The sequence below is a fragment of the Myxococcales bacterium genome, from assembly GCA_016706225.1.
Classification (GTDB): Bacteria; Myxococcota_A; Polyangia; order Polyangiales; family Polyangiaceae; genus JADJKB01.
In genome coordinates this window covers 1001581-1025224 of the sequence record JADJKB010000021.1, presented here as the reverse complement: position 1 = coordinate 1025224, position 23644 = coordinate 1001581, and the positions used below count along the sequence as shown (strand labels likewise).

The 23644-nt window shown below is 67.4% G+C and carries 25 protein-coding genes; 16 read left to right on the top strand and 9 right to left on the bottom strand.

The window, feature by feature from the left end:
- Positions 1–38 precede the first annotated feature (38 nt).
- Both IPI67_29280 and IPI67_29275 read left to right on the top strand, forming a co-directional pair.
- Positions 39–1340 carry a radical SAM protein gene (locus IPI67_29280; GenBank protein ID MBK7584283.1) on the top strand — a complete coding sequence of 434 codons (1302 nt, stop codon included), beginning with the start codon at positions 39–41 and terminating at the stop codon, positions 1338–1340.
- Positions 1337–1834, top strand: a complete 498-nt coding sequence (locus IPI67_29275; GenBank protein MBK7584282.1) for a hypothetical protein — start codon at positions 1337–1339, stop codon at positions 1832–1834. The genes IPI67_29280 and IPI67_29275 overlap by 4 nt, the downstream gene beginning before the upstream one ends.
- Before the next feature lie 7 nt (positions 1835–1841).
- On the opposite strand, the gene IPI67_29270 is transcribed toward IPI67_29275, so the two are convergent.
- Genes IPI67_29270 through IPI67_29260 form a run of 3 tightly spaced genes read right to left on the bottom strand, consistent with a single transcriptional unit; the run spans position 1842 to position 3997 of the window.
- The gene (locus IPI67_29270; GenBank protein MBK7584281.1) at positions 1842–2405 is read right to left on the bottom strand and encodes a hypothetical protein; all 564 of its coding nucleotides are present in this window, start codon (positions 2403–2405) and stop codon (positions 1842–1844) included.
- A gap of 2 nt (positions 2406–2407) precedes the next feature.
- Positions 2408–3289: a 3-hydroxyacyl-CoA dehydrogenase family protein gene (locus IPI67_29265; GenBank protein ID MBK7584280.1), complete on the bottom strand. Its 882-nt coding sequence runs from the start codon at positions 3287–3289 to the stop codon at positions 2408–2410.
- A 6-nt stretch (positions 3290–3295) separates the two neighbouring features.
- On the bottom strand, positions 3296–3997 hold the full coding sequence (locus IPI67_29260) for a hypothetical protein (protein MBK7584279.1): 702 nt from the start codon (positions 3995–3997) through the stop codon (positions 3296–3298).
- Between the two features lie 394 nt (positions 3998–4391).
- On the opposite strand from IPI67_29260, the gene IPI67_29255 reads away from it, so the two are divergent.
- The 4 genes from IPI67_29255 (at position 4392) to IPI67_29240 (ending at position 8231) form a co-directional block, all read left to right on the top strand.
- Positions 4392–5723: a hypothetical protein gene (locus tag IPI67_29255; GenBank protein MBK7584278.1), complete on the top strand. Its 1332-nt coding sequence runs from the start codon at positions 4392–4394 to the stop codon at positions 5721–5723.
- A gap of 47 nt (positions 5724–5770) precedes the next feature.
- A complete protein-coding gene (locus IPI67_29250; protein MBK7584277.1) occupies positions 5771–6796 on the top strand; it encodes a WD40 repeat domain-containing protein in 1026 nt (341 codons plus the stop codon).
- A gap of 42 nt (positions 6797–6838) precedes the next feature.
- Positions 6839–7303: a peroxiredoxin gene (locus IPI67_29245; protein MBK7584276.1), complete on the top strand. Its 465-nt coding sequence runs from the start codon at positions 6839–6841 to the stop codon at positions 7301–7303.
- A gap of 85 nt (positions 7304–7388) precedes the next feature.
- Positions 7389–8231, top strand: coding sequence for a hypothetical protein (locus IPI67_29240; protein MBK7584275.1), 843 nt, complete (start codon positions 7389–7391; stop codon positions 8229–8231).
- A gap of 6 nt (positions 8232–8237) precedes the next feature.
- On the opposite strand, the gene IPI67_29235 is transcribed toward IPI67_29240, so the two are convergent.
- Complete coding sequence (locus tag IPI67_29235) at positions 8238–9296, bottom strand: endo alpha-1,4 polygalactosaminidase (GenBank protein MBK7584274.1); 1059 nt, start codon at positions 9294–9296, stop codon at positions 8238–8240.
- Positions 9297–9326: 30 nt separating this feature from the next.
- Here IPI67_29235 and IPI67_29230 point away from each other — a divergent pair, with 30 nt between their 5' ends.
- Positions 9327–10403, top strand: coding sequence for a hypothetical protein (locus tag IPI67_29230; GenBank protein MBK7584273.1), 1077 nt, complete (start codon positions 9327–9329; stop codon positions 10401–10403).
- Between the two features lie 42 nt (positions 10404–10445).
- Here IPI67_29230 and IPI67_29225 read toward each other — a convergent pair whose 3' ends face one another.
- Entirely contained in the window at positions 10446–11762 is a 1317-nt protein-coding gene (locus tag IPI67_29225) for a M18 family aminopeptidase (GenBank protein MBK7584272.1), read from the bottom strand.
- Positions 11763–11848: 86 nt separating this feature from the next.
- Between IPI67_29225 and IPI67_29220 the strand changes: the two genes are divergently transcribed.
- The 6 genes from IPI67_29220 (at position 11849) to IPI67_29195 (ending at position 16928) form a co-directional block, all read left to right on the top strand.
- Positions 11849–12928, top strand: a complete 1080-nt coding sequence (locus tag IPI67_29220) for a hypothetical protein (GenBank protein MBK7584271.1) — start codon at positions 11849–11851, stop codon at positions 12926–12928.
- Between the two features lie 31 nt (positions 12929–12959).
- Positions 12960–14633 (top strand): HAMP domain-containing protein, encoded by a 1674-nt coding sequence (locus tag IPI67_29215; protein ID MBK7584270.1) that lies wholly within the window; start codon positions 12960–12962, stop codon positions 14631–14633.
- On the top strand, positions 14630–15193 hold the full coding sequence (locus tag IPI67_29210) for a TlpA family protein disulfide reductase (protein MBK7584269.1): 564 nt from the start codon (positions 14630–14632) through the stop codon (positions 15191–15193). Before IPI67_29215 ends, IPI67_29210 begins: the two co-directional genes overlap by 4 nt.
- Before the next feature lie 43 nt (positions 15194–15236).
- The gene (locus tag IPI67_29205; protein MBK7584268.1) at positions 15237–15629 is read left to right on the top strand and encodes a DUF962 domain-containing protein; all 393 of its coding nucleotides are present in this window, start codon (positions 15237–15239) and stop codon (positions 15627–15629) included.
- A 63-nt stretch (positions 15630–15692) separates the two neighbouring features.
- Entirely contained in the window at positions 15693–15962 is a 270-nt protein-coding gene (locus tag IPI67_29200) for an oxidative damage protection protein (protein ID MBK7584267.1), read from the top strand.
- 3 nt (positions 15963–15965) lie between these two features.
- Positions 15966–16928: a hypothetical protein gene (locus IPI67_29195; protein MBK7584266.1), complete on the top strand. Its 963-nt coding sequence runs from the start codon at positions 15966–15968 to the stop codon at positions 16926–16928.
- Positions 16929–16932: 4 nt separating this feature from the next.
- Here IPI67_29195 and IPI67_29190 read toward each other — a convergent pair whose 3' ends face one another.
- Positions 16933–17256, bottom strand: a complete 324-nt coding sequence (locus IPI67_29190) for a TerB family tellurite resistance protein (GenBank protein MBK7584265.1) — start codon at positions 17254–17256, stop codon at positions 16933–16935.
- Positions 17257–17458: 202 nt separating this feature from the next.
- Here IPI67_29190 and IPI67_29185 point away from each other — a divergent pair, with 202 nt between their 5' ends.
- Positions 17459–18208: a transglycosylase SLT domain-containing protein gene (locus tag IPI67_29185; GenBank protein MBK7584264.1), complete on the top strand. Its 750-nt coding sequence runs from the start codon at positions 17459–17461 to the stop codon at positions 18206–18208.
- A 92-nt stretch (positions 18209–18300) separates the two neighbouring features.
- Here IPI67_29185 and IPI67_29180 read toward each other — a convergent pair whose 3' ends face one another.
- The gene (locus tag IPI67_29180) at positions 18301–19809 is read right to left on the bottom strand and encodes a hypothetical protein (protein MBK7584263.1); all 1509 of its coding nucleotides are present in this window, start codon (positions 19807–19809) and stop codon (positions 18301–18303) included.
- Positions 19810–20204: 395 nt separating this feature from the next.
- On the opposite strand from IPI67_29180, the gene IPI67_29175 reads away from it, so the two are divergent.
- Positions 20205–21173 carry a hypothetical protein gene (locus IPI67_29175; protein MBK7584262.1) on the top strand — a complete coding sequence of 323 codons (969 nt, stop codon included), beginning with the start codon at positions 20205–20207 and terminating at the stop codon, positions 21171–21173.
- A gap of 25 nt (positions 21174–21198) precedes the next feature.
- Here the strand turns inward: IPI67_29175 and IPI67_29170 are convergent, their stop codons facing one another.
- Positions 21199–22275: a hypothetical protein gene (locus tag IPI67_29170; protein ID MBK7584261.1), complete on the bottom strand. Its 1077-nt coding sequence runs from the start codon at positions 22273–22275 to the stop codon at positions 21199–21201.
- 121 nt (positions 22276–22396) lie between these two features.
- Here IPI67_29170 and IPI67_29165 point away from each other — a divergent pair, with 121 nt between their 5' ends.
- Positions 22397–22636, top strand: a complete 240-nt coding sequence (locus IPI67_29165; protein MBK7584260.1) for a SlyX family protein — start codon at positions 22397–22399, stop codon at positions 22634–22636.
- A 21-nt stretch (positions 22637–22657) separates the two neighbouring features.
- On the opposite strand, the gene IPI67_29160 is transcribed toward IPI67_29165, so the two are convergent.
- Positions 22658–23644: an NAD-dependent epimerase/dehydratase family protein gene (locus tag IPI67_29160; protein MBK7584259.1), complete on the bottom strand. Its 987-nt coding sequence runs from the start codon at positions 23642–23644 to the stop codon at positions 22658–22660.

Genomic DNA, 23644 nt, shown 5'->3' with positions numbered 1-23644 from the left:
GCTCGCATTGACGACCGTCAACTGTTACGCTGCCCCAGATGCTTGGTCGGGGGCCTGATCCGCTGTCGCCAGATGAGCGGGCCCGTGAGCTGCTGAAGCCGCGTCCCCGCAGCCTGCCCATTGCCCCCATCGCGCATGCCGCTCGGAGGCAGCTACCCCTCGCGGCCGAGTCGCGGGCCGTCGATCGACAGTGGCGTCCGGTGTACGCCGTCTGGGAGATCACCCTGGCCTGTGATCTCGCGTGTCGCCACTGCGGCTCGCGCGCCGGACACGCTCGACCCGACGAGCTCGACACGGCGGCTTGCCTCGATCTCGTGGCGCAGATGGCAGCGCTTGGCGTCAAGGAAGTGACCATCATCGGTGGCGAGGCGTACCTGCGCTCCGACTGGCTCGAGATCGTGGCCGCCATCCGCGCGCACGGCATGACGGCCACCATGACCACGGGCGGTCGTGGCATCACGCCCGAGCGCGCACGGGCTGCCGCCCAGGCGGGTCTACAGAGCGCGAGTGTGTCCATCGACGGTGGCGAGGTCACCCACGATCGCCTGCGCGGCGTACCCGGCTCCCACCGCTCGGCGCACGCGGCGCTGAAGAACTTGCGCGAGGCCGGCGTGCGCGTCGCGGCCAACACCCAGATCAACCGTCTGAGCATGCCGGAGCTGCCGGACGTGCTCGAGAGCATCGCGGCCGCCGGGGCACACAGCTGGCAGATCCAGCTGACCGTTCCCATGGGGCGGGCCGCGGACGAACCCGACGTGTTGCTCGAGCCGTACCACCTGCTCGAGCTGTTTCCACTGCTAGCCAAGCTGAAAGAACGCTGCGACGAGCTGGGCGTGCGGCTCTGGCCGGGCAACAACATCGGTTACTTCGGACCGTACGAGACGGTCTTCCGTGGCACGATGCCGCGGGGACATCTGGCGTCCTGTGGCGCGGGGCGCTCGACGCTGGGTATCGAGGCCGACGGTGCGATCAAGGGTTGTCCGTCGCTCCCCACCGAGGCCTGGACGGGCGGCAACATTCGCGACGCGAGCCTGGAGCAGATCTGGGAGCGAGCCACCCCGCTTCGCTACACCCGCGACCGCACGGTCGATGATCTGTGGGGTTTCTGCCGCAGCTGTTACTACGCCGACGATTGCCGCGCGGGCTGCACCTGGACGTCGTTCACGTTCTTCCAGAAGGGCGGCAACAACCCTTACTGCCACCACCGCGCCCTCGAGCATCAGCGCCAGGGCAAACGCGAGCGGCTGGTTCAGCGTGTCGCGGCTCCAGGTGAGCCGTTCGACGTCGGAGATTTCGAGTTGATAGTCGAAGACGATCCTAGCGAAGGAGTTTCTGCATGAGTCACTTGGTTCCTTGTCCAGAGTGTCAGCGCCACGTGCGCGCCAACGAGAGCGCTTGCCCCTTCTGTCAGTCTGCTCTCGATCTGTCGGCGAGCCCTCCGCCGGTGCTTCCGACGCGACGCCTCGGTCGTTCGGCGCTGTTTGCGTTCGGCGCCACGCTGGCCGCGGGTCTCGCGGCCACCGCGTGTGGGGGTGACTCCGATGGCGGCGGCAGCGGCGGCAGCTCGACCGGAGGCACGGGGACCGGTGGTGCGGGTGGCTCCGGTGGCACCTCCACTGGCGGCAGCGGCGGCGTAGCGGGCAACGCCTCGGGTGGCGCGGCGGGCAACGCTTCGGGTGGCGCAGCGGGCAACGCTTCGGGTGGCTTTGCCGGTGCAGCGCCGCTCTACGGTCTGCCGGCAGACGCGGGCGGGGATGATGCAGCCGATGACGGTGGTCAGAGCACCGACGGCGGACCGCAGCCGCTCTACGGCGCGCCGCCTCCGCCGCCCTGATACGGCCTCAGCGTTTGATCCACCCCACGCGAAAACGCCATCGCGTGGGGCCGACGGCCTCCCAGCTGGTGCGGTACGGTGTGCGCCCGAGCATCGCGATGATCGTGTCGCTCCAGCCGGAGATGAGCTCCGGGATCCCCTTGGGTAGATCCGGATCGTCGAGCTCACCAATCAGATGATCCGGATGCTCCTCGACGACGGTGAAGGTGCCGACGGTGGTCTGCCGGGACCAGACACTCGACGCACGGTTGAACACCAGCGCCGGGGTCGCGAACTTGAGAAACAACCGGTAAATGACGTGGATTTGGTAGCGAGCAGCCATGCTGCCGAGCTCGCGAAGCTCGTCGTTCGAGCTCTTCACGGCCTGGCAGTACGCCTGCATCAGGGCGTGCAAGTGGGCGCGCGGATACCAAGAGCTGGCGTAGATTTCGCCGCGGAAGAAGCGCTGCGCTTCGGGTGACATGGCGAGCTCGACGCGGTGCCATAGGTCGCCCTTGTCCCGCTGCAGCGGCGCGACGTAGGACAGCAGGGCGTAACCCTTGACCTCGCCGGTATGTTGCGCGGCCGGCATGTCTACTCGGCGGGGACCGGCCCCTCGTCCGTCCAGCGATAGAACCCGAGTCCCACCTTCTTCCCGAGGCGGCCCGCTCGCACCATCTGCCGCAACAGGGGCGGCGGCCGGAATTGCTCGCCGACCTCGCGCTGCAGGTGTTCCAGGATCGCGAGTCGCACATCGAGCCCGACGAGGTCCGTGAGCTTGAGCGGCCCCATCGGGTGTCGATATCCGAGCTCCATCGCGCGATCGATGTCGGCAGTGCTGGCGACTCCTGCCTCGAGCATGCGCATGGCCTCGGCCCCCAAAATGACACCCAGCCGGCTGGTGGCGAAACCCGGAAAATCTCGGACCACGATCGACTCTTTGCCGAGCTGACGCGAGAGTGACAGCGCGCGCTCCAACGTCTCGCGGCTGGTTCCGAGTCCCTGGACAATCTCCAGGAGCGGCATGACCGGCGGAGGATTGAAGAAGTGCAGGCCGACGGTTCGATCCGCCGCCCCCGTGCGCTGCCCGAGTTCCGTGATCGACAAACTCGAGGTGTTCGAACCGAGCAGGGCGTGGCTCGGCGCATGCTCGAGCACAGACGCAAACAGCTGCACCTTCAGGTCCATCGACTCCGGGGCGGCCTCGATCACGACGTCCGCCGAGCGGCACGCGCTCGGGAGATCGCTGGCCGAAATCAGGCGTGCGACGCAGGCTTTCTCCTCTTCGGCGCTGAGCTTGCTCTTGGTCGTGAGCTTGGCGAGCTGGCCGCGCACGTCGCTGAGTGCTCGGGCGAGCTGGTCCGACGAGACGTCGAACAGGCGCGCCTCGATCCCTCGTTGCGCTGCGAGCTGCGCGATACCGCGTCCCATCGTGCCGGCGCCGAGCACGGCTACCGTCTTGATCGAGTCAGTCATCGTCCCTCACAAGGCGTAGGCGTGGCCGCGGAGCTCTTCGCCGCACGTCACGCAGTTCCTGGGTACGTGCTCCTTGTCGTAGACCTGGGCACAGGTCGGGCACAGACGGGCATCCCGCTCGAAAGCGATGGTCTTTTCGCTGGCGGCGCAGGCGCGCCCAGCGATCTGCAGGTTCTCCACCGGCACCAGCTCGCCGTCGGTCTCTTTTGGCTCCGGCAGCCCTTCGGAGTCCCGATCCTTGACGTCGAGTGCATCCGGCACGCGCAAGACCGCTTGTTTGAGGATCCAGGCGACGGTTGCCTGGTGGCCTGCGATGGGGATCGCCATCGTCACGTCGTCGGTCTCCAGCAGCAGCTTGGCGCGATCGATGCGGATCCGCGTGAGGTCGCACCAGGCGACACGCAGGAACTCGCCGCCCTGTTCCAGCGCAACGCCGGCGTCACCGACCCGGACTGGATCCCCCGTGACGTCGCTGAACCAGAGCGCTGCGCCGAGGGTGAGCGCGCCGCCGGCGACCAGGTACTGTGCCCAGGGGTAGCCCGGCTCGCGGATCCACTGGCCGTAGACACCTGCACCGAGCGCGAGGGCGCCGGCCATTCCACCAATCCCCGCGTACGTCGAGGTCGGAGTCGTGGTGGGCAGGAAGCGTCGCTCCTTGCGATCACGCTTTGTGCTCTTCTTCTTCTTCGCCGTCTTCTTTTCGGACATCGGGGCGCGGAGCGTAATTCATGCGCGACAGAGGCGTAAAGCCGTCCTCTCGGCAGGGGTTGCCAATCGCGGCGGACGGCCCAAAACTAGGCCGACCATGTCGTCCGTCGCCTTCCCGCTGCTGCTCGGGCTTGCGTACTTTGGGATCCAGCTGTGGCTTCTGCCCCGGCTCGGCGTATCCACCTGAATGGTGCCGAACCCGCGTCGGTCGACGCGGACACCAACGAAGATCGAGTCCGAGGGCGACGAGGCCTGAGCGCCAGCCGGCTCATCCGCCAAAGCAGGTAGCGCGGCAGGGAGGCGGCGCGAGAAACGGCCTGTTCGGTGGCCCGCGACTGCGGCTCCGGCGCGACTCCGGGATTTTCAGCGTTGAAGGGTGCACACTGCTCGTCGCGTGCGAGGCAGTCGCGTCGTTCTCTTGTCGTTGCCCCTGATCACCGTGGCGGTGATCGCCTTCGCTTTGTTCGTGGTCGGGGCACCCCGACCCTACTTCGGTGCGCGGGTGTTCGGGGGTTCGACCGAAGGCGCGACCCGTCTCGCGTTGCGCGTCTCCGTGGTCGAGCGCTACCTCGCCATCGAGTCGCCGGCGAACATCGGTGAAGTGACGATCGAAGCCGAGCTCGCGGATGGACGGCGGGTCCGCGCGGTTGCGACTCCGGACGAGCTGGGCATGGCCAGCGTGGCTCTCGAGCCACCGGGTGCCGTGCACGGACCCGTGAAACTCCGTGTGCTCGGCCGGAGCGGACTCCTGGCCCAAGGTACGGTCCAGCTCTCGCAAGAGGAATGGGCGAAGGGTGCGCGAGAGCGCGGTGGATTCTTGAACGGGCAGCTGAGCGGCACCCTGGTCATTCGCGCGGCACCCGGGCGCGGCGCGTTCGCCGTGCCGTTCACTGACCCGTTGTGGGTCGAGGTGAGCGGCCCGAGCGGCGCGCGTTCGGGGGTGCGACTCGTGCTCGAGGCAGACGGCGCAGACGTGGTGCGGCTGCCGGACCCGACCGACGCCCAAGGGCGCAGCGTCGTGAACCTCACACCTCGCGATCACATCGTGTCCCTGACCATCAAAGCGACGGAGCCGGGGGGAGAGGCAGGGGAGTGGAGCGGGCAGATCCCCGTGGCAGTCGGGGCGCTGCGCGCGTCGCTGGAGGGCCGCAAGTTGCGAATCGAGTCCGCCATCGAGCGTGACGTTGCCTACTTTGCCATCGTGAGCGAGCAGCAGCGCCTGCTCGGTGGCCTGCTGCCGATGGCCGCAGATCAGCGTGGCGGTTCGATCGCCGTCACCGAGCTGCCCGAGTTGCCGAGCGGCCCGCTGTGGGCGGTCGTGTCCGGTGAGCCCGAGCTCGACAGTGCTTCCACCGTAGGGTGGCCAGTTCGCGCGCCGCAGGGTCCGCTCGCTGCCGAGCCGCCACGCGCCCGGGCTGTCCCGGATCGTCTGCTGGTCGATGGCATGGGCCTCGGTTTTGCGGCCGATGTCGCGAGGCGCAGCAAGGCGCGGTTCGTGGCTCTGGGTTTCACGCTCCTGGCCGCCGCACTCGCGGCGCTGCTCCTGGTCTTGGAGGGACGCCGGTCGGCGCGGGTCCTCGACCTGCACCTCGAGGAAGCTGGCATCGGCGACGGCGAGCGCCGTTCATTTCAGTCCTCTCGCTGGCTCGGCGTGGTCGTTGCGCTGGTGTGCGTGAGCATGGGTTTTGCGGTGGCGCTGCTGGTTGCGATGTATCGCATCGGTTGAAGCGAAGAAGCTCGCGCCGGTCGTCGCATCGCGGGTAGAGTGCGGGCGTGCGAAGCACCGCTTTGGCACTGTTCCTGTCGAGCTTCGTGGTCGCGTGCGCGGCCGGTGGGGCGACCCCGGCCACGGCGGCGCCGGGGAAAGCGCCCAAGGCTGCCGCCAAGGCCGGCACACGGCCCAGAGTCCCCACGGTGATCGGCGCGGCGACGGCGGAGCGCGTGCAGCGGATCTGGGATGCCGCCGCCGGCGGTTATGGCCGCGGCGTCGCTGTGAGCAGCCGATTATCGAGGGTCGCTTTCGCCAACAAGGACGGCGTCGAGCTCTTCGAGCTGTCCACCGGCAAGTCTCTGGGCAAGGTGCAGCGGTGTCGTGACGTGGTGCGCGGCGGAGTCGCGTTTCACGGTGGTGACTTGATCATCGTGTGCGAGAAATCCGTGGTCGTGGTCGACGGGCTGAAACACGCAAAGAAGCCCGACTTGCCGATCAACGGCTCACGCATCACTGCGGCCGCCGTGAGCGGCGCGCGCTTGGCGCTCGGGCACCACGATGGCGTGGTGCGGGTGTACGGGCTCGATGGCTCGGCAACCACCGAGATCCCGGTCCCTGGGCCTCCCATCGACGTCAAGAGCTTGGCTCTGACGCGCGACGGTAGCCGCATTGCAGTTGCGTGGGTGCAGGGCTCGGTGTGGTGGTGGGACCTCGCAAAGCCGAGCGTCCCCCATGATCTCGTGCGTCACGAGAGTGAATCCGATGGCATCGCCTTCAGTCACGACGGCAACCTCTTGGCAGAGGAGGGTGGCGAGAACACCACGACGCTGTGGGAGCTCGGCGAAGTGCCAGTGGCCAAGGCAAAGCTCAAGAACGGCGCGTGGGTGAAGCGGATCTTGTTCACGCGGGATGGCAAATGGCTGGCGCGCGGCGGCTCCGACGGGCTGGAGCTCGCCGAAGTCGCGGGTCCCAAGCGTGTTGCCCTCGACACCAAGAGCCCGGTGGAAGACGCGGCGTTCGACGAAAGCGGAGCGATTCTCGCGGCCAGCGCCCGCGATGGGCGCCTGACGCTCTGGGCCGTGCGCTGAGGCCTGGCAATCCGCGGCGGTGTGGTCCAGCATCGGGCATTCATGGCTCGCGCGCTTGCTGTCGGTGATCCGGTCCCGGACTTCACTCTGGACGACCACCTGGGCCGCGCGTGGCGTTTCGCCGACGCACTCGCCCAGGGACCGGTCGTAATTTTTTTCTATCCCAAAGACGACACCCCGGTCTGCATCGCCGAAGCCTGTGCGTTTCGGGACCAGCACGAGGTGTTCACGGAGCGTGGTGCCCAGGTGGTAGGCATCAGCTCCGACGGTGTTGCGTCGCACCGGAGCTTCGCCGGTCGCCATGAGCTGCCCTACGTGCTCTTGGCCGATCCCGGGGGCGAAGTGCGGGCCGAGTTCGGGATCAAGAAGACCTTGGGCTTCTTCGACGGCCGGGTCACCTTCGTCGTCGGTCGTGATGGCCGGATCGCACACGTGCACCGAGCGGCGCTCAACGCCCAGAGCCACGTGGACGAGGCGCTGTCCGCACTGAAAAAACTCACGAGCTGAGCCCTCGGCAGATCGTTTTCCTCCCCGGCGCGTCTCAGAGCTTGGGCAAATGGACGCGAGCGCGCCAGACACCGAGGAAAAAGCCATGAACCGTCGCCGTTTACGCTACGTCATCGCCGCGCTGGTCACCGTTTCAGTGGTTCTCGGCGTGATGGCCGCAGCCGCCAGGAGTCCCCGGTGGCGCCCCCCGCCGCCGCCCCGCCCCGCATTTTCGCTGTCGCTGGAGGACGGAGCAGGCCGCTCCCTGCGCACCTTTCAGCACCGGGGCACCAGCTGGGTGCTCGGTGAGGACGGCGACCGCTACGTGGTCGTGGTCCGAAATCCCACTGCTCAGCGGGTCGAGGCTGTCGTCAGCGTGGACGGGCGGGACGTGCTGAGTGGTCAGAGCGCCGACTTCGTGCGCCACCGCGGCTACATCGTGCCGGCGTTTGGCAGTGTGCGCATCGAGGGCTTCCGTCAGAGCCTGGACGACGTGGCGACGTTCCGTTTCACGAACCCGAGCGACAGCTACTCGTCGCGCATGGGCACGCCCCAGAACGTCGGCGTCGTCGGCGTGGCGTTCTTCGCTGAGCGAGTGCGCGAAGAGGTCGCCATTCCTCAGGACAACTGGCGTCGCCGACGCGCACCGGCAAGGTCGAAGTCCGCCCCGAGACCGAGCGCAGGCCGAGCGGGTGCAGCTCAGGACCGCGCTGCCGAGAGTGATGGCAACATCGGAACTGAATACGGTGAGTCGCGCACGAGCCGCGTGGTCCAGGTCTCGTTCGAGCGTGCGAGCTCGAGCCCGACCCGCGTGCTCAGCCTGCGGTATGACGATGCGGATGGACTCGAGGCACGTGGTATCGACGTGTTCCGGACCTTCCGTCCGTCGCGCCCACTGCGTCCCGGTCCGCAGCCGTTCGCGCAGGGGTTCGCGCCGCCGCCGCCCTGACCGTCGTCACGGACAGGTCAGGCGCCAGGCGTCGAGGTCCCAGGTCTTGATCAGCGTCGAGAACCCCGCGATGGTCGATTGCCCGCAGACTGAGCCCTTCTTGGCAGCACCTTGGCCCGAATTGTCCACGTACTCGACGTGGAAGACGGCCTTGTTCGCCGTGATGAACGGCTTGAGCAGTCCGCACTCTTTGTAGGCGAGACACTCCTCGTTGAGTGCCCAATCGAAGCTTGCAACCAGCTTTGGCACCAGGTCGAGGGCGTTCTTGAGGCCCACCGACAACTTCCGAGCATGGGACTCGGTGGCAAGGAAGTTGTTGTAGTCGAGCTGATGGGCTTCGGTCAGCGGGAAGCCGGACGAGTTCTGGTACCCGTCGACGTTGTCCGGCTCGACTCCGTCGCACTTCTTGCTCACCGCCAGGTCCAGTCGCTTCTGCATGATGCTGCGCACGTTGGCCGAGCGCACGTCGAGCCAATTCTCGCCGGACCAGCCCGCGACGCCCTTGCCGTAGTCGCTTGCTTTGAAGCTGCCCGCGTCCGGCCGCCAGTCCTCGCGGCTGCCAGCGCTGAAGTAACAGATCACGACTCGGCCCATGGCGTGCAGCGCGTCGATCACACTCTGCTTGGCGTCGAAGAGATCGATGTCGAACATGGCAGCGTCGACGCTCGTGTCGATGGTGCCCGTGAGTTGCCACTGCCAGGTGGTGCCGGGTTTGGGTTGCCAGAGGTTGCCTGCGCCGCTGGCCCCGCCTGTGCCCGCGCCGCCTCCGCCCGTTGCTCCGCCCGCGCCCCCGCCGCTTGGAGCGCCGCCTGCGCCCGAGGCGCCCCCGCTCGCCGCGCCCGCCGTGCCGCCGCTGGCACTACCGGCCGCACCGCCGGAGCTGACGCCGCCGCCGCCGGAGCTGACGCCGCCTGAGCTGGCGCCGCCGGAGCTGACGCCACCGCTCCCGCCGCTGCCCGAGGCGCCCCCGCCGCTCGACTTGCCGCCGTCATTGCTGTCGCTGCCGCAGCCGACGAGCGCGCTTCCCCAGATCAACGCTGCCACGCCCAACGCCAATGGTCGCATGCCCGACATTCTACCGTATGCTCGGGAGGTATGGGACTTGGGGGCAAACTCGCTCTCTATCTCGGCGCATCCCGCGCCGAGCCCTTCGAACCGGAGGTCGCTCGGGGTGCAGCCTCGGCGCTCCTGAACGCCGCCCTGGACACCGCGGTCGACGAGCGCGAGGCGTTGGTATCCGAGCTGGCCGAGGATCTGAAACGTGAAGGATCGTCGCTCACGTTGAGCACGGTCATGGCTGGCGCGCTCGTCGAGCGCGGCGCCCCGGGGCGGGCGCTCGAGTCCGCCCTGTTCCCGCGGCTGCGCCGCTGGCTCGACGAGAGTGTCAAGTTGCTCGACAAGGTGCTTGGTGAGCAGCCGGCGCGAGACGCCTCCGGCGGCGACGAGGTCGACGAGGTCGACGAGGTCGACGAGAGTGAGTGGGTCGGGACGCGTCTGTCAGAGGAGCGGCCCTGGGCGTTGATCGGCGACACTTACCTCGCTGCGGTGGCGGTGCTCGGCGCCGATCCCGAAGCGCGTCGGCGGCAGCGCGAGTTATTGCCGGCGCTGCGCCGGCTGGAGCCCTATCACCCGGGGGCGGCGTGGTTACGCCAGCTCCTCGACGTGCTCGATGCCGAACCGCTGCTCGTGATCGACGTTGCCGCGGGGCGAGGACTGTCTGGCACGATGAGCGGCGTCGCCAGCAACTTCGAGCTATTCGTGCTGGTCGCCGATGCGGCGTCGGGTGATCCAGCAGGCGGCTACCTGACCCTGGTCCGCCCGCCCGCGGAGGCGGTGTCGTGTCTCACGGGTCACGGCGCGCAGGACTCGGGGCTCGTGGTCGAATGCGCCTTCAATGCCTACGCCTACACCGCGCTGGTCGAGCGCGGCTCTCTGCCCGAGGCCAGTGACTACTCGGGCTCCGCGCACTGGATCTGGGGCGAAGGCGAACCCTGGGAAATCCCCGCGGTCGATGGCACCCGGGTGCTCCTGATCGGCCCGTCCTCGTATGCTCGCCTGATCCCTGCCCAGCGCACCTACGCGTCGCTCGACGCGCAGGTCCGGCTGACACCGCTATCCGAGGCAGAGGTCGAGGCCTGGCTCTCCCGGATCGTCCTGGCCAACGCGAACTGAGCCGCGTCTCGTCGCGACGCCACCGCGCGGGGCCTTCGAGGCTCAGGCGCTCGGTTTCGGTAGTTTCGCGTTCTGAAACACCTGAGTGAGCGCCCGGATCATCGGTGCAACGTCGGCGGTAGCGGCCATTTCGCGGCACGAGTGCATGCTGAGCATCGGGTTTCCGACGTCGACCGTGCGCACGCCCATCGCCGCCGCCGAGATGGGGCCGATGGTGCTGCCGCAGGGCATGTCGTTGCGCGACACGAAGCGCTGGACCAGCGTGCCCGTCTCCCGGCACGCGATCTCGAAGACCGCGGCGCTCGGGCCGTCCGTCGCGTAGGACTGATTGGCGTTGGCCTTGATCACCGGCCCTTTGCCGAGCTGCGGCGCGTGTTGTTTGTCATGTTTGTCCGAGTAGTTCGGGTGGACTGCATGCGCCATGTCGGCACTCACCATCAGCGAGCGCGCAAACGCGCGGCTCGTCGCGTCGCGTCCCGCGTCTGCGTACGCGCTGGCCACCCGGTCGAGCACACTCGACAGGAAGCGGGATTTCGCTCCCGCGGCGCTCTGGCTCCCGACCTCTTCGTGATCGTAGAGAGCGATGACTCGCGTCGCGGCGCCGGCCGGCCCGGATGCGAGGAGCGCAGTCGTGGCCGCGTGGCAAGACGCCAGGTTGTCGAGCCGCGGCGCGAACAGGAGCTCGCCGCGTTCGCCACCGATGCACGCGGGTTGAACGTCGAACAAACACAGGTCGAGCCCCACGATCTCCGCGCTCTCGAGCTGCGCTCGCTCGCTCAAGCTGGCCGACAATCCCCGCTTCTCGTCCTTGTCTCCCAGTCCAAGGAGCGGGACCAGGTGGTTCTGTGCGTTGAGCTGGAGGCCGGCCGAGTTGACGTCTCGATTCAGATGAATCGCGACACTGGGGATTCGGCACAGAGCCTCGTCGAAGCGCACCAGGCGAGTCTCCCCGCTCTGCAGCGTCAGGCGACCGGCGACCGACAGATCGCGATCGAGCCAGGTGTGCCAGATCACGCCGCCGTATACCTCGACGCCAAACTGGCGATAACCAGCCGGGGATAGGTCGGGCGACGGCTTGACCCTGAGATTTGGCGAGTCGGTGTGGGCGCCGAGCAGGAGAAACCCGGCATGCGACGGCGGCTCGCCGCCCGCGACGAACGCCACCAGCGTGCCGCCTCCACGCACGACGAAGTGCTTCGCGCCCGGTGTGATCGGCCAGGCTTCGCGCTCGTCCAGCTCCGAGAACCCCGCGGCGACGAGGCGTCGCTTCACCTCGACAACGGCGTGATAAGGGGTGGGTGAGGCGTTGATGAACTGAATCAGGTCCGAAGCAGTGTCTCGGTCCGCGGGCTCCAACATTCTCCGACTATACTTCCGATCCCTCGCGCGCCTGAACCCCTGATTGTCCTCCGAATCGCGGGTGTCGAGGCGTATACTCCCGGGCCGTGCTGTCGCGTGACGTTCGCCTCGAAGGGTTCACTACCGACGATTGGGTGCGGCTGGCGGAGGTGTTCCAAGCGCCTCGAGCCGCGGTCGAGCGCAGCGAGCCTGCTGATCGTGGCGAGCCGGCGCAGAACAGCGACGATGTTCGTGCTGAACGCGCCAGCGCGGACGCTCGCCTCCGCGGCGGCGTGATTGCCGTGACGGCGGACGGTCAACTGAAGAAGCTCCTCGGCACCGAGCTCGGGCGGCTCGACCTCGGCGCTCAGCCGTGGCCCGAGCCCCTCGAAGAATTGGCGGCACGCTACGGCTGCCGGTGGGCGGCGGAGCTGAGGCGCGGCGCGCTCGACGAGCTGATGGAGCGCGTCGCAGCGAGGATGCGGCGCGACCAGGATTCGCTGGACCAGATCGTGCTCTTCATTGCAGTGCTGCGCGAGCTCGAGGCCGAGGGTCAGCTGAGTGTTTGGCCTTGGAAGGTCAACGCTTGGCCGATGCCCCACGAAGGCGTCTTGCTCAGGGCGTTCGACGCGCTGTGTCCCGATGGAAAGTCACTCCTCTTGGGAGTGTTTCGCGAGGGCAAGCTGTACACGAGCATCCTCGCGCGGCGCAAAGGTGCGGGTTTCGATCTGATCCTCGGTCCCGACCGCTTGCGCGCCGAGATGGGGCTCGTCGCGGGGGATTTCAGGCGTGACTATCGGCATCTGGCGCGGGCGGCGGAGCAAGCGGGTGGCCCGCTCGCGATCGGATGTTTTGGCGAGCTCGACACACTCTCGGCCTTGCTCCATCGGCCGCTTCCCGGGGCGTGGGCAGCGGCGGTCGCAGCGCGCGACGTCATCTTGTCTCCCGCAGTGCCGGCGGTGGCGTTGCCGCTGGGTGTGGACGTTGGGCGAGCCGCGTTCGTCGCAGTCCGGGGGCTCGCCGAGCGCATGGGTGCCTCGGCATGGTTGACCTCGGACGGACCGCTAGGGCCCGCGTTCTCGCGTTTCCGCGAGCTTGCCCACGTCGATCGCGACGTGCGCGAGCTCCTCGGATTTGATCCCATGTTGCTCTTGCGGAAGTTATTTTCCCGCGGGGGCGACGCCTGAGGTGGCCCAATCGGGGCGTATCCGTCGGCGCTTGGCACTGGCCATCGGCCTGACCGCTCTGATCCCGATGTTGTTCGCCATCTGGATGGCGCGCAGCATGGTGCGCCAGACGGCGTCCCGCTTCTACTTGCCCGAGATCGGCTCTCGCCTCGACGAGTCCCTCGGGTTGTATCAAGAGCTCGCGCGGACGGTGAAGGCGTCGATGCGGAACGCGGCAGCGGCCATCGCGGCGGGCCAGCCACTCCGGACCGCGGTGGCAAGCGCGGACGCTGCCGCGACGAAGCGTGAGCTGGAGAAAGATCTCGCACGCTATCCCGGCGTGGTGTCCCTGAGTGTCTACGCTGCGGACGGCAAGCTGCTCGCCGCAGTCGACCGCGGAGCACCGCTCGATCCCAAGAAAGAGAACAAGCTGGAGGTGACGCGTTTTCTGGGCGAACAAGCGCCGCCGCCGGACACCGGAAACGAGCAATACGAGCCTGAGGATCCGCCCGATGACGCAGGACTCGGCGAGGCACCCGAGGCTCCGGCAGCGAACGTGGCCAAGCTGGTGGCGGTCTTCGCCGCAGACAAAGCTCGCTTCGAGGAGCTCGAGGGCATGAGCCAGTTCGTCGACACCTACAAACAGATGGAGCAGCGGCGGGAGGTCGACGAGGAGTCGTACGTTTACTCGTTCGCCATGCTCCTCGGCATCACCATTCTCGCGGCGTTTGGCGTGGGGACTCTCCTGGCGCGCAGTGTGTCGTCCCGCATCGGAGAGCTTGCCGTCGCGACCAAGCGAGTCGGCGCTGGTGATCTCGCCATACGTGTGCCCGAGGCCGGCAGCGACGAGATCGCGGATCTGGCCCGCGCGTTCAATCGTATGCTCGGTGAGGTCGAAGCCAGCCGCGCGCGCATCGAGTACCTGCAGCGCATCGGGGCCTGGCAGGAGATGGCGCGGCGCTTGGCCCACGAGATCAAGAACCCGCTGACGCCGATCCAGCTCGCCGTTCAGGAGGTCCACCGGCGCTACGACGGGGATGAGGCGGCTTATCGCAAGCTGCTCGACACGACGCGTGAGATCGTCGAGGACGAGGTCGGCACGTTGCGACGGCTGGTCGGTGAGTTCTCGAGCTTCGCACGCTTGCCGCAGGCGCGGCTGGAACTGGCGGACCTCGCTGGATTTCTGCGCGAGCAGCGGGAGCGCATCAGTGTGGTCGACGAGGAAGGGCTGGACGCGGAGGCACCGCTCGAGCGCGGAGCCGTCTTACCCCGGGGCGTCGAGCTCGAGTTCGAGCTCCCGGAGGGCGCCGCTGAGGTACACCTCGATCGACAGATGCTCCGGCGCGCGCTGCTCAACCTGATCCGTAATGCCGGTCAAGCCATCGTGACCGAGAGCGGCCGCGTCAAGGTCAGCCTGCACCGGCAGGGTGAGTTCTTCGTCATCGATGTGGACGACGACGGTCCGGGTATCCCCACCGAAATGCGCGAGACCATCTTCGATCCCTACGTCACGACCAAGACCGAGGGCACCGGGCTCGGCCTGGCCATCGTCAAGAAGATCATCATCGAGCACGGGGGCACCGTGGTCGCGGACGCGAGCCCGCTCGGCGGTGCGCGCGTGAGGGTCCGGCTGCCGGCCAGCGGCACTCCGGCCGCGCAAGCCGTGCTCGAGGCGAGGGACTGGCAGGGGCCGCCGTCATCGGTTAGACCGAAGCCCGCAGCGTGACTGAATCGGTCGACCGGAGCAAAGACGAGCCTCGTACGGCTTGGTTGACCATCGTCTTGGTCATCGCCGCCAGCTTGATCTTCGGTCTGGTGGTGTTGCCGCGGGTGGGCGGCGGCAAATCGAGCCCCCTCGAAGGGGCTCCCGCGCCCGACTTCGACCTCGACGTCATCTCGGGTGGAGAGCTGGGCAATCGCCTCCACCTGGCAGACCTTGCCGGCAAGGCGGTGGTCTTGGATTTTTGGGCGAGCTGGTGTGGGCCTTGCCGTCAGCAGGCGCCGATCGTCGAACAACTCTCGCGCGCTCACCCGAGCGGCGACGTGGTGGTCGTGGGCGTCAACACCAGCGACGAACGCGACGACGCGCTGACGTTCGTCAAGTCGGCGTCACTCACCTACGCGATGGTCTTTGACGAAGGCACCCGGGTGGCCGCGGCGTATGGGGTGCGCAACCTCCCCACCCTGGTGGTCGTGGGCAAGAGCGGAAAGGTGACCGCGGTCCGCGCGCGGGTCGTGCGAGGGCCCGAGCTCGACCGTCTGGTCGCGGAGGCGCTGACTCGATGAGCGACTGGCGCGATGGCGCATCCTCGGGCAGGCTATGGGTCCCATGAAAAAGCGCATCGAATCCTTCGAAGAGTTCTGGCCGTTCTACGTGCGCCAGCACTCCCGAAAGCTGACGCGGCAGTTCCACTTCGTGGGAACCACGTTGGCCGTGGGGTGTGCTGCCGCGGGGCTCCTCAGTCGCAGTCGAGCGTTGCTGCTCGCGGCCCCCGTGGCGGGCTACGGGCCGGCGTGGTTTTCGCACTTCTTCGTCGAGAAGAACCGCCCGGCAACCTTCAGTTATCCCGCCTGGAGCCTGGCTGCGGACTTCATCATGTGGGGCAAGATGCTGGCCGGCACGATGGACGACGAGGTGGCCGCGGTGCTCGAGGTGGAGCGAGTGGCTTCGGTCGAATCCAGCGTGCGCCCGAACATGGCGACCGACGGCACGTTGAACTGAGGCGGAGCGCGTCCCCGCCGCTTCACGGTTGACGACACCGGCCCGCCGACGCAAGAAGCGGGCATGGCGCGTTCGGTTCAATGCGTGAAGCTCGGTCGCGAGGCAGAAGGCCTGGACAAACCTCCGTTCAAGGGTGAGCTCGGTGAAAAAGTCTTCGAGACCGTGTCCAAAGAGGCCTGGCGTGGGTGGCTCGAGCACTCGAAGATGATCATCAACGAGTTTCGACTGGACCTCACCAGTGAGCAGGGCCAGCGCGTCTGGATGACGGAGCTCGAACGTTACTTCTACGGTGAAGGGTCGGCGGTTCCGCCCGAGTTCAAACCCCACGGTTGAGCCATGCGAGTCCGGTGGCGGTATCTGGGGTGGGCGGCCGGCTTCTCGCTGGCTCTCGCGGCTTGCGCCGCCAAACCGCCTCCGCCACCGGTCATCGAGACGCAGGAGGCGCAGATCGGCGGCGCGCAGCGTCCGCCCGCTGACGAAGGGCTCGGCGCCCAGGCGGCGGGCGCCGGTGAGGGCGGCGCGAGCGCCGGGAAGCCGACAGCGCTCGATGCCACGGACACCGAGCTGCAGGCGGGGCCCGCGGTAAAACTTCTCGACGCCGGTGCGGAACCTCGCCGGGAGCTGAGGCACCGTTTTGGCAAGAACACGCAGCGGCTCGCCATGAAGGCGAAGACCCGAGTGAAAGGTGCCAATCTGCCGCTGCCGACCATCAACATCAACGCGCCGATGCAGGCGCAGATCGTCGAAGTGAACAAAGCCGGCGAGGCACGCTTCAAGTTCGAGGCTGGCCCGTTCAAGAGCGGAGGCGGCGGCGGGGCGGCCGCGCTCGGCGGCCTGATGGGCGGAGGCGGCGCCGCCCCGGAAAAGATCGCAGGCTGGGGCTGGATCACCAGCCGCGGAGTGATGAAGGAGTTCCACGTCGAAGAGGGCGCGACCGACGGTGATGCGCCGGTGGAGACGGGAGACCCGTTTCCCGAGGAGGCGGTTGGCTTGGGCGCGCGCTGGCAAGTCACGAGCTTGGTCAACGAAAAGGACGGTCCCGTTCGCCAGGTCAGCTCGTACGAGCTGACCTCGCTCGACAAGAAGTCCGCGCACACCCGGCTTTCGCGCACGCAGATCCCCGCCGGCAGCACGGACGAGACCGCGACTGCGAGGAGCAGCGGCGAGCTCGTGTTCCGGTTCGGTGAGGTCTACCCGACCGGTCGGCTCGAGATGACGCGCAACATGAAGCTGGATCTGCCGGGCCTGGACGGGACCACGCTTCAGCTGGCGTCCGAAGTTACCATCGGCAAGCGCTGAAGTTTCAGACCAGGAGCTGCTCGAGCAGGTCCAAGTTCTCGCGCTCGTTGTCGTCGATCTCGCCGTCCACCGCGATCATGTCGCGTGCGGCGTCCAAGAAGAGCTTGCGGTGTGCTCGAGGGATCTTGTTGGGGTCGATCTCTTCGGCTCGCGGTGGCGTCTTCAACCACTGCTCGACCTCTTTCTTCTCGTCGGCGTCGAGCTTCAGCTTTCCCACCAGCTTCTTGACCAGCGCCTTCTCGCTCGCCTTCACCTCGAGATCGGCCCAGGCGAACGCACACACGAACTTGAGGAGGAGCAGGCGGTCCTCCTTCTTCAGCTTCTGCATGGGCGGCAGCCTAATGCAGTTTGGTCCGCGTCGTCATCGGCGACGAAATGATCCGAGCGGGCTCTGGGCGAGCGGCGCTTGCCACGGGCACGAGCTTGCGGAAATTTCCCGCATGATTCCGCCGATTCGGGCTGCCGAATTTGCTCCTGGTACGACGCCTCTGCTACCGACTGGGGTCCCGCGCCTTCCCGAGTAGTGCGTCATGCTGCGCCCGATTGCCGTCATCGTCTCCGCCATCCTGCTGTCACGGCCGGATCTGCCGCGCGAAGAGGCGGAGCGGTTCGCGAAGGTCGTTCAGGAAGAGGCCAAACAACGAGATTTCGATCCGTTGACCGCCGTCGCGATCGTCCACAACGAGAGCGGGTGGCATCCCGACGTGGTCTCGCCGAACGGCGAGGACTACGGACTCGGTCAGATCCGTGCGCGTTTCATCGGGGCATGCCGGGGCGACGACGACCCGGTGAACAATCCGAGCGCTGAATGCCAGGCGGAGAAGAAGTCGCTGCTCGACGCCGAGACGAACCTGCGCACCATGGCGCGTATCATCAGCGACAACCGCAAGCTGTGCTTCGAGAAGGTGAAGAGCGCCGCGTTGCCCCGTTGGTTGGCAGCGTACCAGGGTCTGAATTTCCCCAAGCAGAACCGCTGGTGTGCGCCGCGCGAAAAGACCTGGCAGGTGATCAGGTATCGCGAGTGGCTCGTGCGCGAAGTCGTGGGTCCCAAGTCTGGGCGCACTCACAAGCCATCCGCGCCAGCCGAGAAACCGTCACCGAGCAAACCCCCCGCATCCGGTAGGCCGCCGGTGTCGAAGGCGCCCAGTGCAAAACCATCGTCACCCGCGAAGCCGCCCGCAAAGGCGAAACCGCCCGCAAGGGCGAAACCGCCCGCAAAGGCGAAACCGCCCGCGAAGGTGAAGCCGCCGGCGACGAAAAAACGAGCCCAGAAGGGTTGAAGCATCCCCAAATGCGTCGAGGCGAGTGACGTCGCCGCCACTCGCCTCGTGTGCCGATCAGCTTTCGCTACGTGCGCCGAACGGAAGCTCGCTCAGAAACGCACGGCAACCGTCGCAGAGCCACCTGCCTTGACCGTGGTGCCCGACGCTTTCCGTCCGTGCTCGGGGTGAATGAAGACCACGGAGTGCGGCCCTGCGCTCACCTTGAGACCGATCAGCGGGGTCGAGCCCATGGGTCGACCGTCGAGCACGACGTTGGCCATCGGGATCGAGTTGATGTTCAGCGTGCCGCCCTCGATCGCCTGCGTCGCGCCGGCGTTCTTGGTGTCGGCTTTGGCGTCGGCAGCCTTCTTCGCTTCGGGTTTGTCGGCCTTGGCAGTTCGCTCCATCTTGGCCGGGCTCTGTGCGACCGGCCTGGCTTCGGTGCGGTCCGCCGCCGGGCTTTCGGCCTTCAGGTCGTCGAGGGAGGTGCCCCCAGCCAAGATCTTCGGCTGCTCTGCCGCGGCCTGCGGCGCGACCGGCACGAGATCGACGTGCAAGGCAGCCTCGGCCCCGCGCTCGACGGCAACGGCGCGGGCCGCCGTGGTCGAAAACCCGGGCGCCTCCGCGCTGATGAAGTGCGTGCCCGCGCTGAGCTCGCCGAGGCGGCACGGGGCAGTGTCGCACTGGACGACGCCGTCGACGAGGACCCGCAGTCCGTCGACCTTTGCGCCGCCTGGCCCAGCGACCGTGACCGCGAGGGCGCCGGTCTTGGGCGAACCAATTCCCAGCGCCGACCCACCTTTGACGGCGGCGACACCCAGGGCCCCAACCACACACAGCGCTGCTGCAGCGGCCAACAAGACCAAGCCGGTGTTGCCCTTCGGCTGCGCGGTGGTGACCGGCGGCGGTGGCACACTCGCTGCCATCGGCATCAGACTGTGGGCGCGGCTCGCCGGAATGGTCTCGAGCGCGCTGCGCGGACGCGGAACCGACGGGGGCACACTCGGCGGCGCGTAGGAGCGAGCTGTGCCGCTCGGAGCAAGCAGGCTCGCCGCGGCGGACGCACGGGCAGCCTTGGAGCTCACCGGTGCTTTCAGCTCTGCCTCTACTTCGGTCACCACGGGCGGGAGCGCAGGCGGGATCATCGGCTCGCTCGGCGCGGCGAGATCTTGCCTGGACGGCGGCGGCGTCGGAACCGGAGGAAGTCTGGACGCGCTCGGCGCGGACGGGACAGGTGGAAGCTTGCCCGCGCTGGAAGGCGGCGGCGCTGCCCGGCGGCTGACCGGAGGAGGGGTGGAGCTCGACGCGCGCGGCGCCGACGATGCGATCGGGCGGGCGGTCGCGGGTGCACCGAGGAGCGGCGAGTGCAGCGCGATCGTCGGACCCTCGTCGACGTACTCGTCGTCGACCGGTCGAATCGGTTCGAGGTGAGCGGGTGCCGATGCGAGCAGCTCTTCCGCTTCGACCTCCTCGAACATCTCCGGCTTGCGCGCGCTGGGCGGCGGCGGCTTCACACTCGCGGGGGCCTTCGGCGTCGCTGGCCTGACACTCAACGGCGCCCTCACGCTGGCCGGCTGCGATCGCAGGCTGGGCGGCGGCGGGATGACTCGAGCCGACACCGGCGCACCTTTGAGCAGACTCGACGCGGCGGCAGCCGGCGCCATGAAGCGCGGCGATTTCGAGGCCGCACTGGGTCGCTTCAGGTTTGGGAAAAGTACGTCGAGGTTCGGCTTTTCGTTCGTAGGTGACGAGTTGAGGTCGACCATTTGCTCCCTTTCGCCCCGACCGGCTGTCCGGAACGGTCGCGAGACGATACACGAATTATCGGCAAAAGCACGTCGGATCAGAGAGTTTCAGGTTTTGGTAGGCTGAACCATTTCAGCACAGCCGTAACGTTTCACTGTCGCGCGCCAGAGGTGTGTCTCTGGATCCAGTTCACCTACATACCGCCACCTGCACGCGCGCCTCGCGTCGCCCGGGGCGCTATCCTCGAACGACGAAACGAGGGAGCGCGATGGATCTCGAGGCGATGCTCGAAAAATGTGAACGCGAGCAGTGGAAAGTCGGTGATCTCGATTTCAGCAAACGTCCGCGGGACATGAGCCGCGAGGACGAGATCGCCATCGTCCAGTACTTCACCGACATGGCGGGCATCGAACGCCTGGCAGGCGCGCTCTTCGCGCAGCAGCAAAAACACACGGACGACCCCACGCTGCGGCGCATCTTCGCCAGCTTCGTCAAAGATGAAGTGAGGCACGCGCACGCAGCGCAGATGCTGGCGGACTTCTACGATGTGCACAAATACGAGGTCTACCAGCTCAATCCTGCGCTCGTGAAGTTCACCCCGCACTTCGTCAACGCCGTGCGCTACCTCTCCCCGGAGATAGCCAACGCCTACATCACGGCGGGCGAGCTCGTGCTGGACGTGGCGCTCCTGCGCTCGATCAACGACTTCGTGGGTGACGAGATGAGCGCGAGTGCAATGGAGCTCATCAATCGCGACGAGTCACGGCACATCGCCGTCGACTTCCGCATGACCGAGTACTACTCGTCGCCCGAGTATCGACGGGATCTGGCGCGGCGCCCGAAACCCCGGCTGGCTCATCGGGTCAAAGGTGCACTGGCTTTGGCCGGGTTGATGTACCGGGCGGCGCCGTTCTTTCGGGGGGTGTTCTTCGAGCCCATGACCCTGACGGACCCCAGCGGGCGCCGCATCAAAGAAGCCTTCAAGCGCATGCAGATCTTGGGGACCAAACCCGGCGTTCAGGAGCACCCATTCACGCGTTTCTTGCAGGCTCTGCAGGACGTCTACAACGAACACCCGGTGGCCCGCCTGGTCTTCGGCCGCCTGATCGAGCGCATCGTGGGGATCGACCGCACGCTGCTGGCGCGGCTCTACACCGAGAGTGACCGAGAGCGGGCTCGGCGCATGAGCTTCGACGAGCTCGCAGAGGAAGCGCTCTCGGCGAAGTTCGCGGCTTGAACGGCGAGACCGCTCCGCGCGCCGCTCACTGGCAAGCGTTGATCTTGCAGACCCCCCCGACGCAGGTCTCACTGTAACAAGCCTGATCGCTCTTGCACGGGCCACCGTTGTTTTGTAGCGCCACGCAGGTGCCGGCGTCGCAGCGGGTGTAGGGGGCGCACACCTGATCGCCGAGCTCGGTGGCACACGGCTCCCCGGCGCCCGGCAGGGCCTTGCACGTGCCATCCGCCGAGGCCGCGCCGCCGTCGCAGTACTCACCCGCAGGGCAGGCGCTCGGGATCGACGCGCGCTTGCAGGCCGCGCCCGAAGCCACCTTCTTCGCGCACGCGCCGGTGGTCGGGGGGGTGCCTTCGAACACACAACTCTGGTCGGCCGTGCAGAGGTTGAGTTCCTTGAACGAGCAGGCGCTGCCGGGACCCCCGCTGAACACGTCCGAAAACGCTTTGCACTTTCCGGCGGTCTGAGTCGCTGCGCTCGCGCCTGCACACGCAAGCGTCGGCGCGCATTCGGGCGCCACGCCCCCGCCACAAGCGTCGCCGACCGCGCCGGGTTTTACGCAGGCTTGCGTCGCACCGCCGCACACCAGGCCGTCCTGGCAGTCGTCGTCTCGCTTGCAACCAGCCCCGGCGGGCTGGCGCTCACTGCATTTGCCCGGACAGGCGCTGTCGAATTTGCAGTAGAGCGAGCCTACACAATCGAAGTCGTAGTCGCAGCTCTCGCCGGCCGCGACGCTGCCTTCGGCCGCCAGATCGCAGGCCTCACTCGTGCGCTGCGCCAGGGCGTCGCAGCTCCGCGCAGCGATCTCCGCCAGGCAGTCGGCGGCCTTGGCGCCGTCGTATTTGATCTTGCCGGCAGCGACGCCCGCCGCGAGCTGCCCCAGAGAAGAGCTCTCGACCCGTGTCTTGGTGAGGGTCTCGCAGTCTTCACCCTTGCTGAACAGGCCGAAGACGTCACCAAAGCACTTCTTGTACAGACCACACTGAGCCTTGGCGTACTCCGCGGGCAGGTCCTCGATGCTGAGCGTCTTGCCGCCACCGCCGTCGTCGCTACTGCCGCCGCAGGCGACGACCACGAGGGAGACCACAGAAATCGAACTGAGCATCGAGCGCCTGAACATCAAACACCTCCGCGCGGTAAGGTCCGCTGTCCCGAGAGTGTAGCCGGTTTCTTCCAAAATGAAGCGGGCTCGGACCGGCGGGTGAAGGCGCGCTACACTCGGGCCCGTGAAAGACGGAACCGGCGCCGAGGACCGCGGGGGCACGGACGGGAGGCTGGTCGAGCTTGAGGTCCGCTACACACATCAAGACAAGACCCTCGGCGAGGTGAGCGACGTCGTCTATCGACAGGAGCAGCGCATCGAACAGCTGGAGCGCCGGCTCAAGGCGCTGGAGAAGCGCCTGCTGGAGCTCGGTGAACCCGGCGCCACCCGCGACGCGAAGGACGACGTGCCCCCGCACTACTGAGCGGCGGAGAGGCCGGGTCGTTCACGCGAGGCCGCGTTCGCGGAAGTACGCGATGGCATCGTGCAGGGTCTCGGAGAGCGGGCGGTAGGTCGCCCCGAGCTCACGCTCCGCACGCTTGCCGGTGCAGAAACACGGCAACGTGCTGTACTCGAAGAAGTTGCGCGACAAAAGCGGTTCTTTGCCCGTGCGACGCGCCGCGGCCTCCATCGCCTTGACCAGTCCGCGCGCGACCGAGGTCGGAACCCTGACGTAGCGCCGCGAGCGGCCCGCCACGTCGTCGACTGCTTGCATGAACTCGAGGGCGGTCAGGTTGTGCGCGGTCGCGATGTAGCGTTCTCCAGGCCGACCCTTGTCAGCCGCGAGCACGTGCACGCGGGCGGCATCGCGCACGTCGACGTAGCTCGCGCCGGCGTCGATGTAGACCGGCGGTCCGCCCTTCAACGTGTTCAGGATGAGCTTACCGCTCGGAGTTGGCGTGATGTCCCCCGGGCCGAGCACCACGCCGGGACACACGATGCGCACGTCGAGCCCAAAGCGCGCGAAGTCTTCGGCCAGCTCGCGGCTATGATACTTCGAGCGGCTGTAGGGGAAATCGATGTCCCAGGCCTCATAGGCGGTGTTCTCGTCCGCGAGGCCGCCCTTCGCTGGGCGCCCCAGAGACACGATGCTGGCCGTGTAGACGACGCGCTGAACCCCGGCGCGACGTGACGCTTCGAGCATGTTGAACGTGCCGCTCAGGTTGACGCGATACATGTCCGTCGGGTCGGGAGCCCACGCTTTGTAAATGGCGGCGGCGTGGAACACGGTCTCACACCCTGCGACCGCGCGCTCGCAGGCCTCGCGGTCCCTGATGTCTCCCCGAACCAGCTCGACGTCCACACCGCGCAGGTTGTCCGCCACCTCGTGTGGCAGCGCGAGCACACGCACGCTCCGGCCGGCCTGAACGAGCTGTTTGACGATCGAGCTTCCGAGGAAGCCACAGCCACCGGTCACCAAGCTGGGGGTCAT

What these genes read in the sequence shown, in the direction of transcription:
- IPI67_29160 (MBK7584259.1), bottom strand. Translation starts at nt 23,644, where the DNA reads ATGACCCCCAGCTTGGTGACCGGTGGCTGTGGCTTCCTCGGAAGCTCG.
- IPI67_29185 (MBK7584264.1), top strand. Translation starts at nt 17,459, where the DNA reads ATGCTGCGCCCGATTGCCGTCATCGTCTCCGCCATCCTGCTGTCACGG.
- IPI67_29225 (MBK7584272.1), bottom strand. Translation starts at nt 11,762, where the DNA reads ATGTTGGAGCCCGCGGACCGAGACACTGCTTCGGACCTGATTCAGTTC.
- IPI67_29265 (MBK7584280.1), bottom strand. Translation starts at nt 3,289, where the DNA reads ATGACTGACTCGATCAAGACGGTAGCCGTGCTCGGCGCCGGCACGATG.
- IPI67_29275 (MBK7584282.1), top strand. Translation starts at nt 1,337, where the DNA reads ATGAGTCACTTGGTTCCTTGTCCAGAGTGTCAGCGCCACGTGCGCGCC.
- IPI67_29175 (MBK7584262.1), top strand. Translation starts at nt 20,205, where the DNA reads ATGGATCTCGAGGCGATGCTCGAAAAATGTGAACGCGAGCAGTGGAAA.
- IPI67_29245 (MBK7584276.1), top strand. Translation starts at nt 6,839, where the DNA reads ATGGCTCGCGCGCTTGCTGTCGGTGATCCGGTCCCGGACTTCACTCTG.
- IPI67_29200 (MBK7584267.1), top strand. Translation starts at nt 15,693, where the DNA reads ATGGCGCGTTCGGTTCAATGCGTGAAGCTCGGTCGCGAGGCAGAAGGC.
- IPI67_29240 (MBK7584275.1), top strand. Translation starts at nt 7,389, where the DNA reads ATGAACCGTCGCCGTTTACGCTACGTCATCGCCGCGCTGGTCACCGTT.
- IPI67_29260 (MBK7584279.1), bottom strand. Translation starts at nt 3,997, where the DNA reads ATGTCCGAAAAGAAGACGGCGAAGAAGAAGAAGAGCACAAAGCGTGAT.
- IPI67_29270 (MBK7584281.1), bottom strand. Translation starts at nt 2,405, where the DNA reads ATGCCGGCCGCGCAACATACCGGCGAGGTCAAGGGTTACGCCCTGCTG.
- IPI67_29235 (MBK7584274.1), bottom strand. Translation starts at nt 9,296, where the DNA reads ATGCGACCATTGGCGTTGGGCGTGGCAGCGTTGATCTGGGGAAGCGCG.
- IPI67_29280 (MBK7584283.1), top strand. Translation starts at nt 39, where the DNA reads ATGCTTGGTCGGGGGCCTGATCCGCTGTCGCCAGATGAGCGGGCCCGT.
- IPI67_29195 (MBK7584266.1), top strand. Translation starts at nt 15,966, where the DNA reads ATGCGAGTCCGGTGGCGGTATCTGGGGTGGGCGGCCGGCTTCTCGCTG.
- IPI67_29170 (MBK7584261.1), bottom strand. Translation starts at nt 22,275, where the DNA reads ATGCTCAGTTCGATTTCTGTGGTCTCCCTCGTGGTCGTCGCCTGCGGC.
- IPI67_29205 (MBK7584268.1), top strand. Translation starts at nt 15,237, where the DNA reads ATGAAAAAGCGCATCGAATCCTTCGAAGAGTTCTGGCCGTTCTACGTG.
- IPI67_29190 (MBK7584265.1), bottom strand. Translation starts at nt 17,256, where the DNA reads ATGCAGAAGCTGAAGAAGGAGGACCGCCTGCTCCTCCTCAAGTTCGTG.
- IPI67_29230 (MBK7584273.1), top strand. Translation starts at nt 9,327, where the DNA reads ATGGGACTTGGGGGCAAACTCGCTCTCTATCTCGGCGCATCCCGCGCC.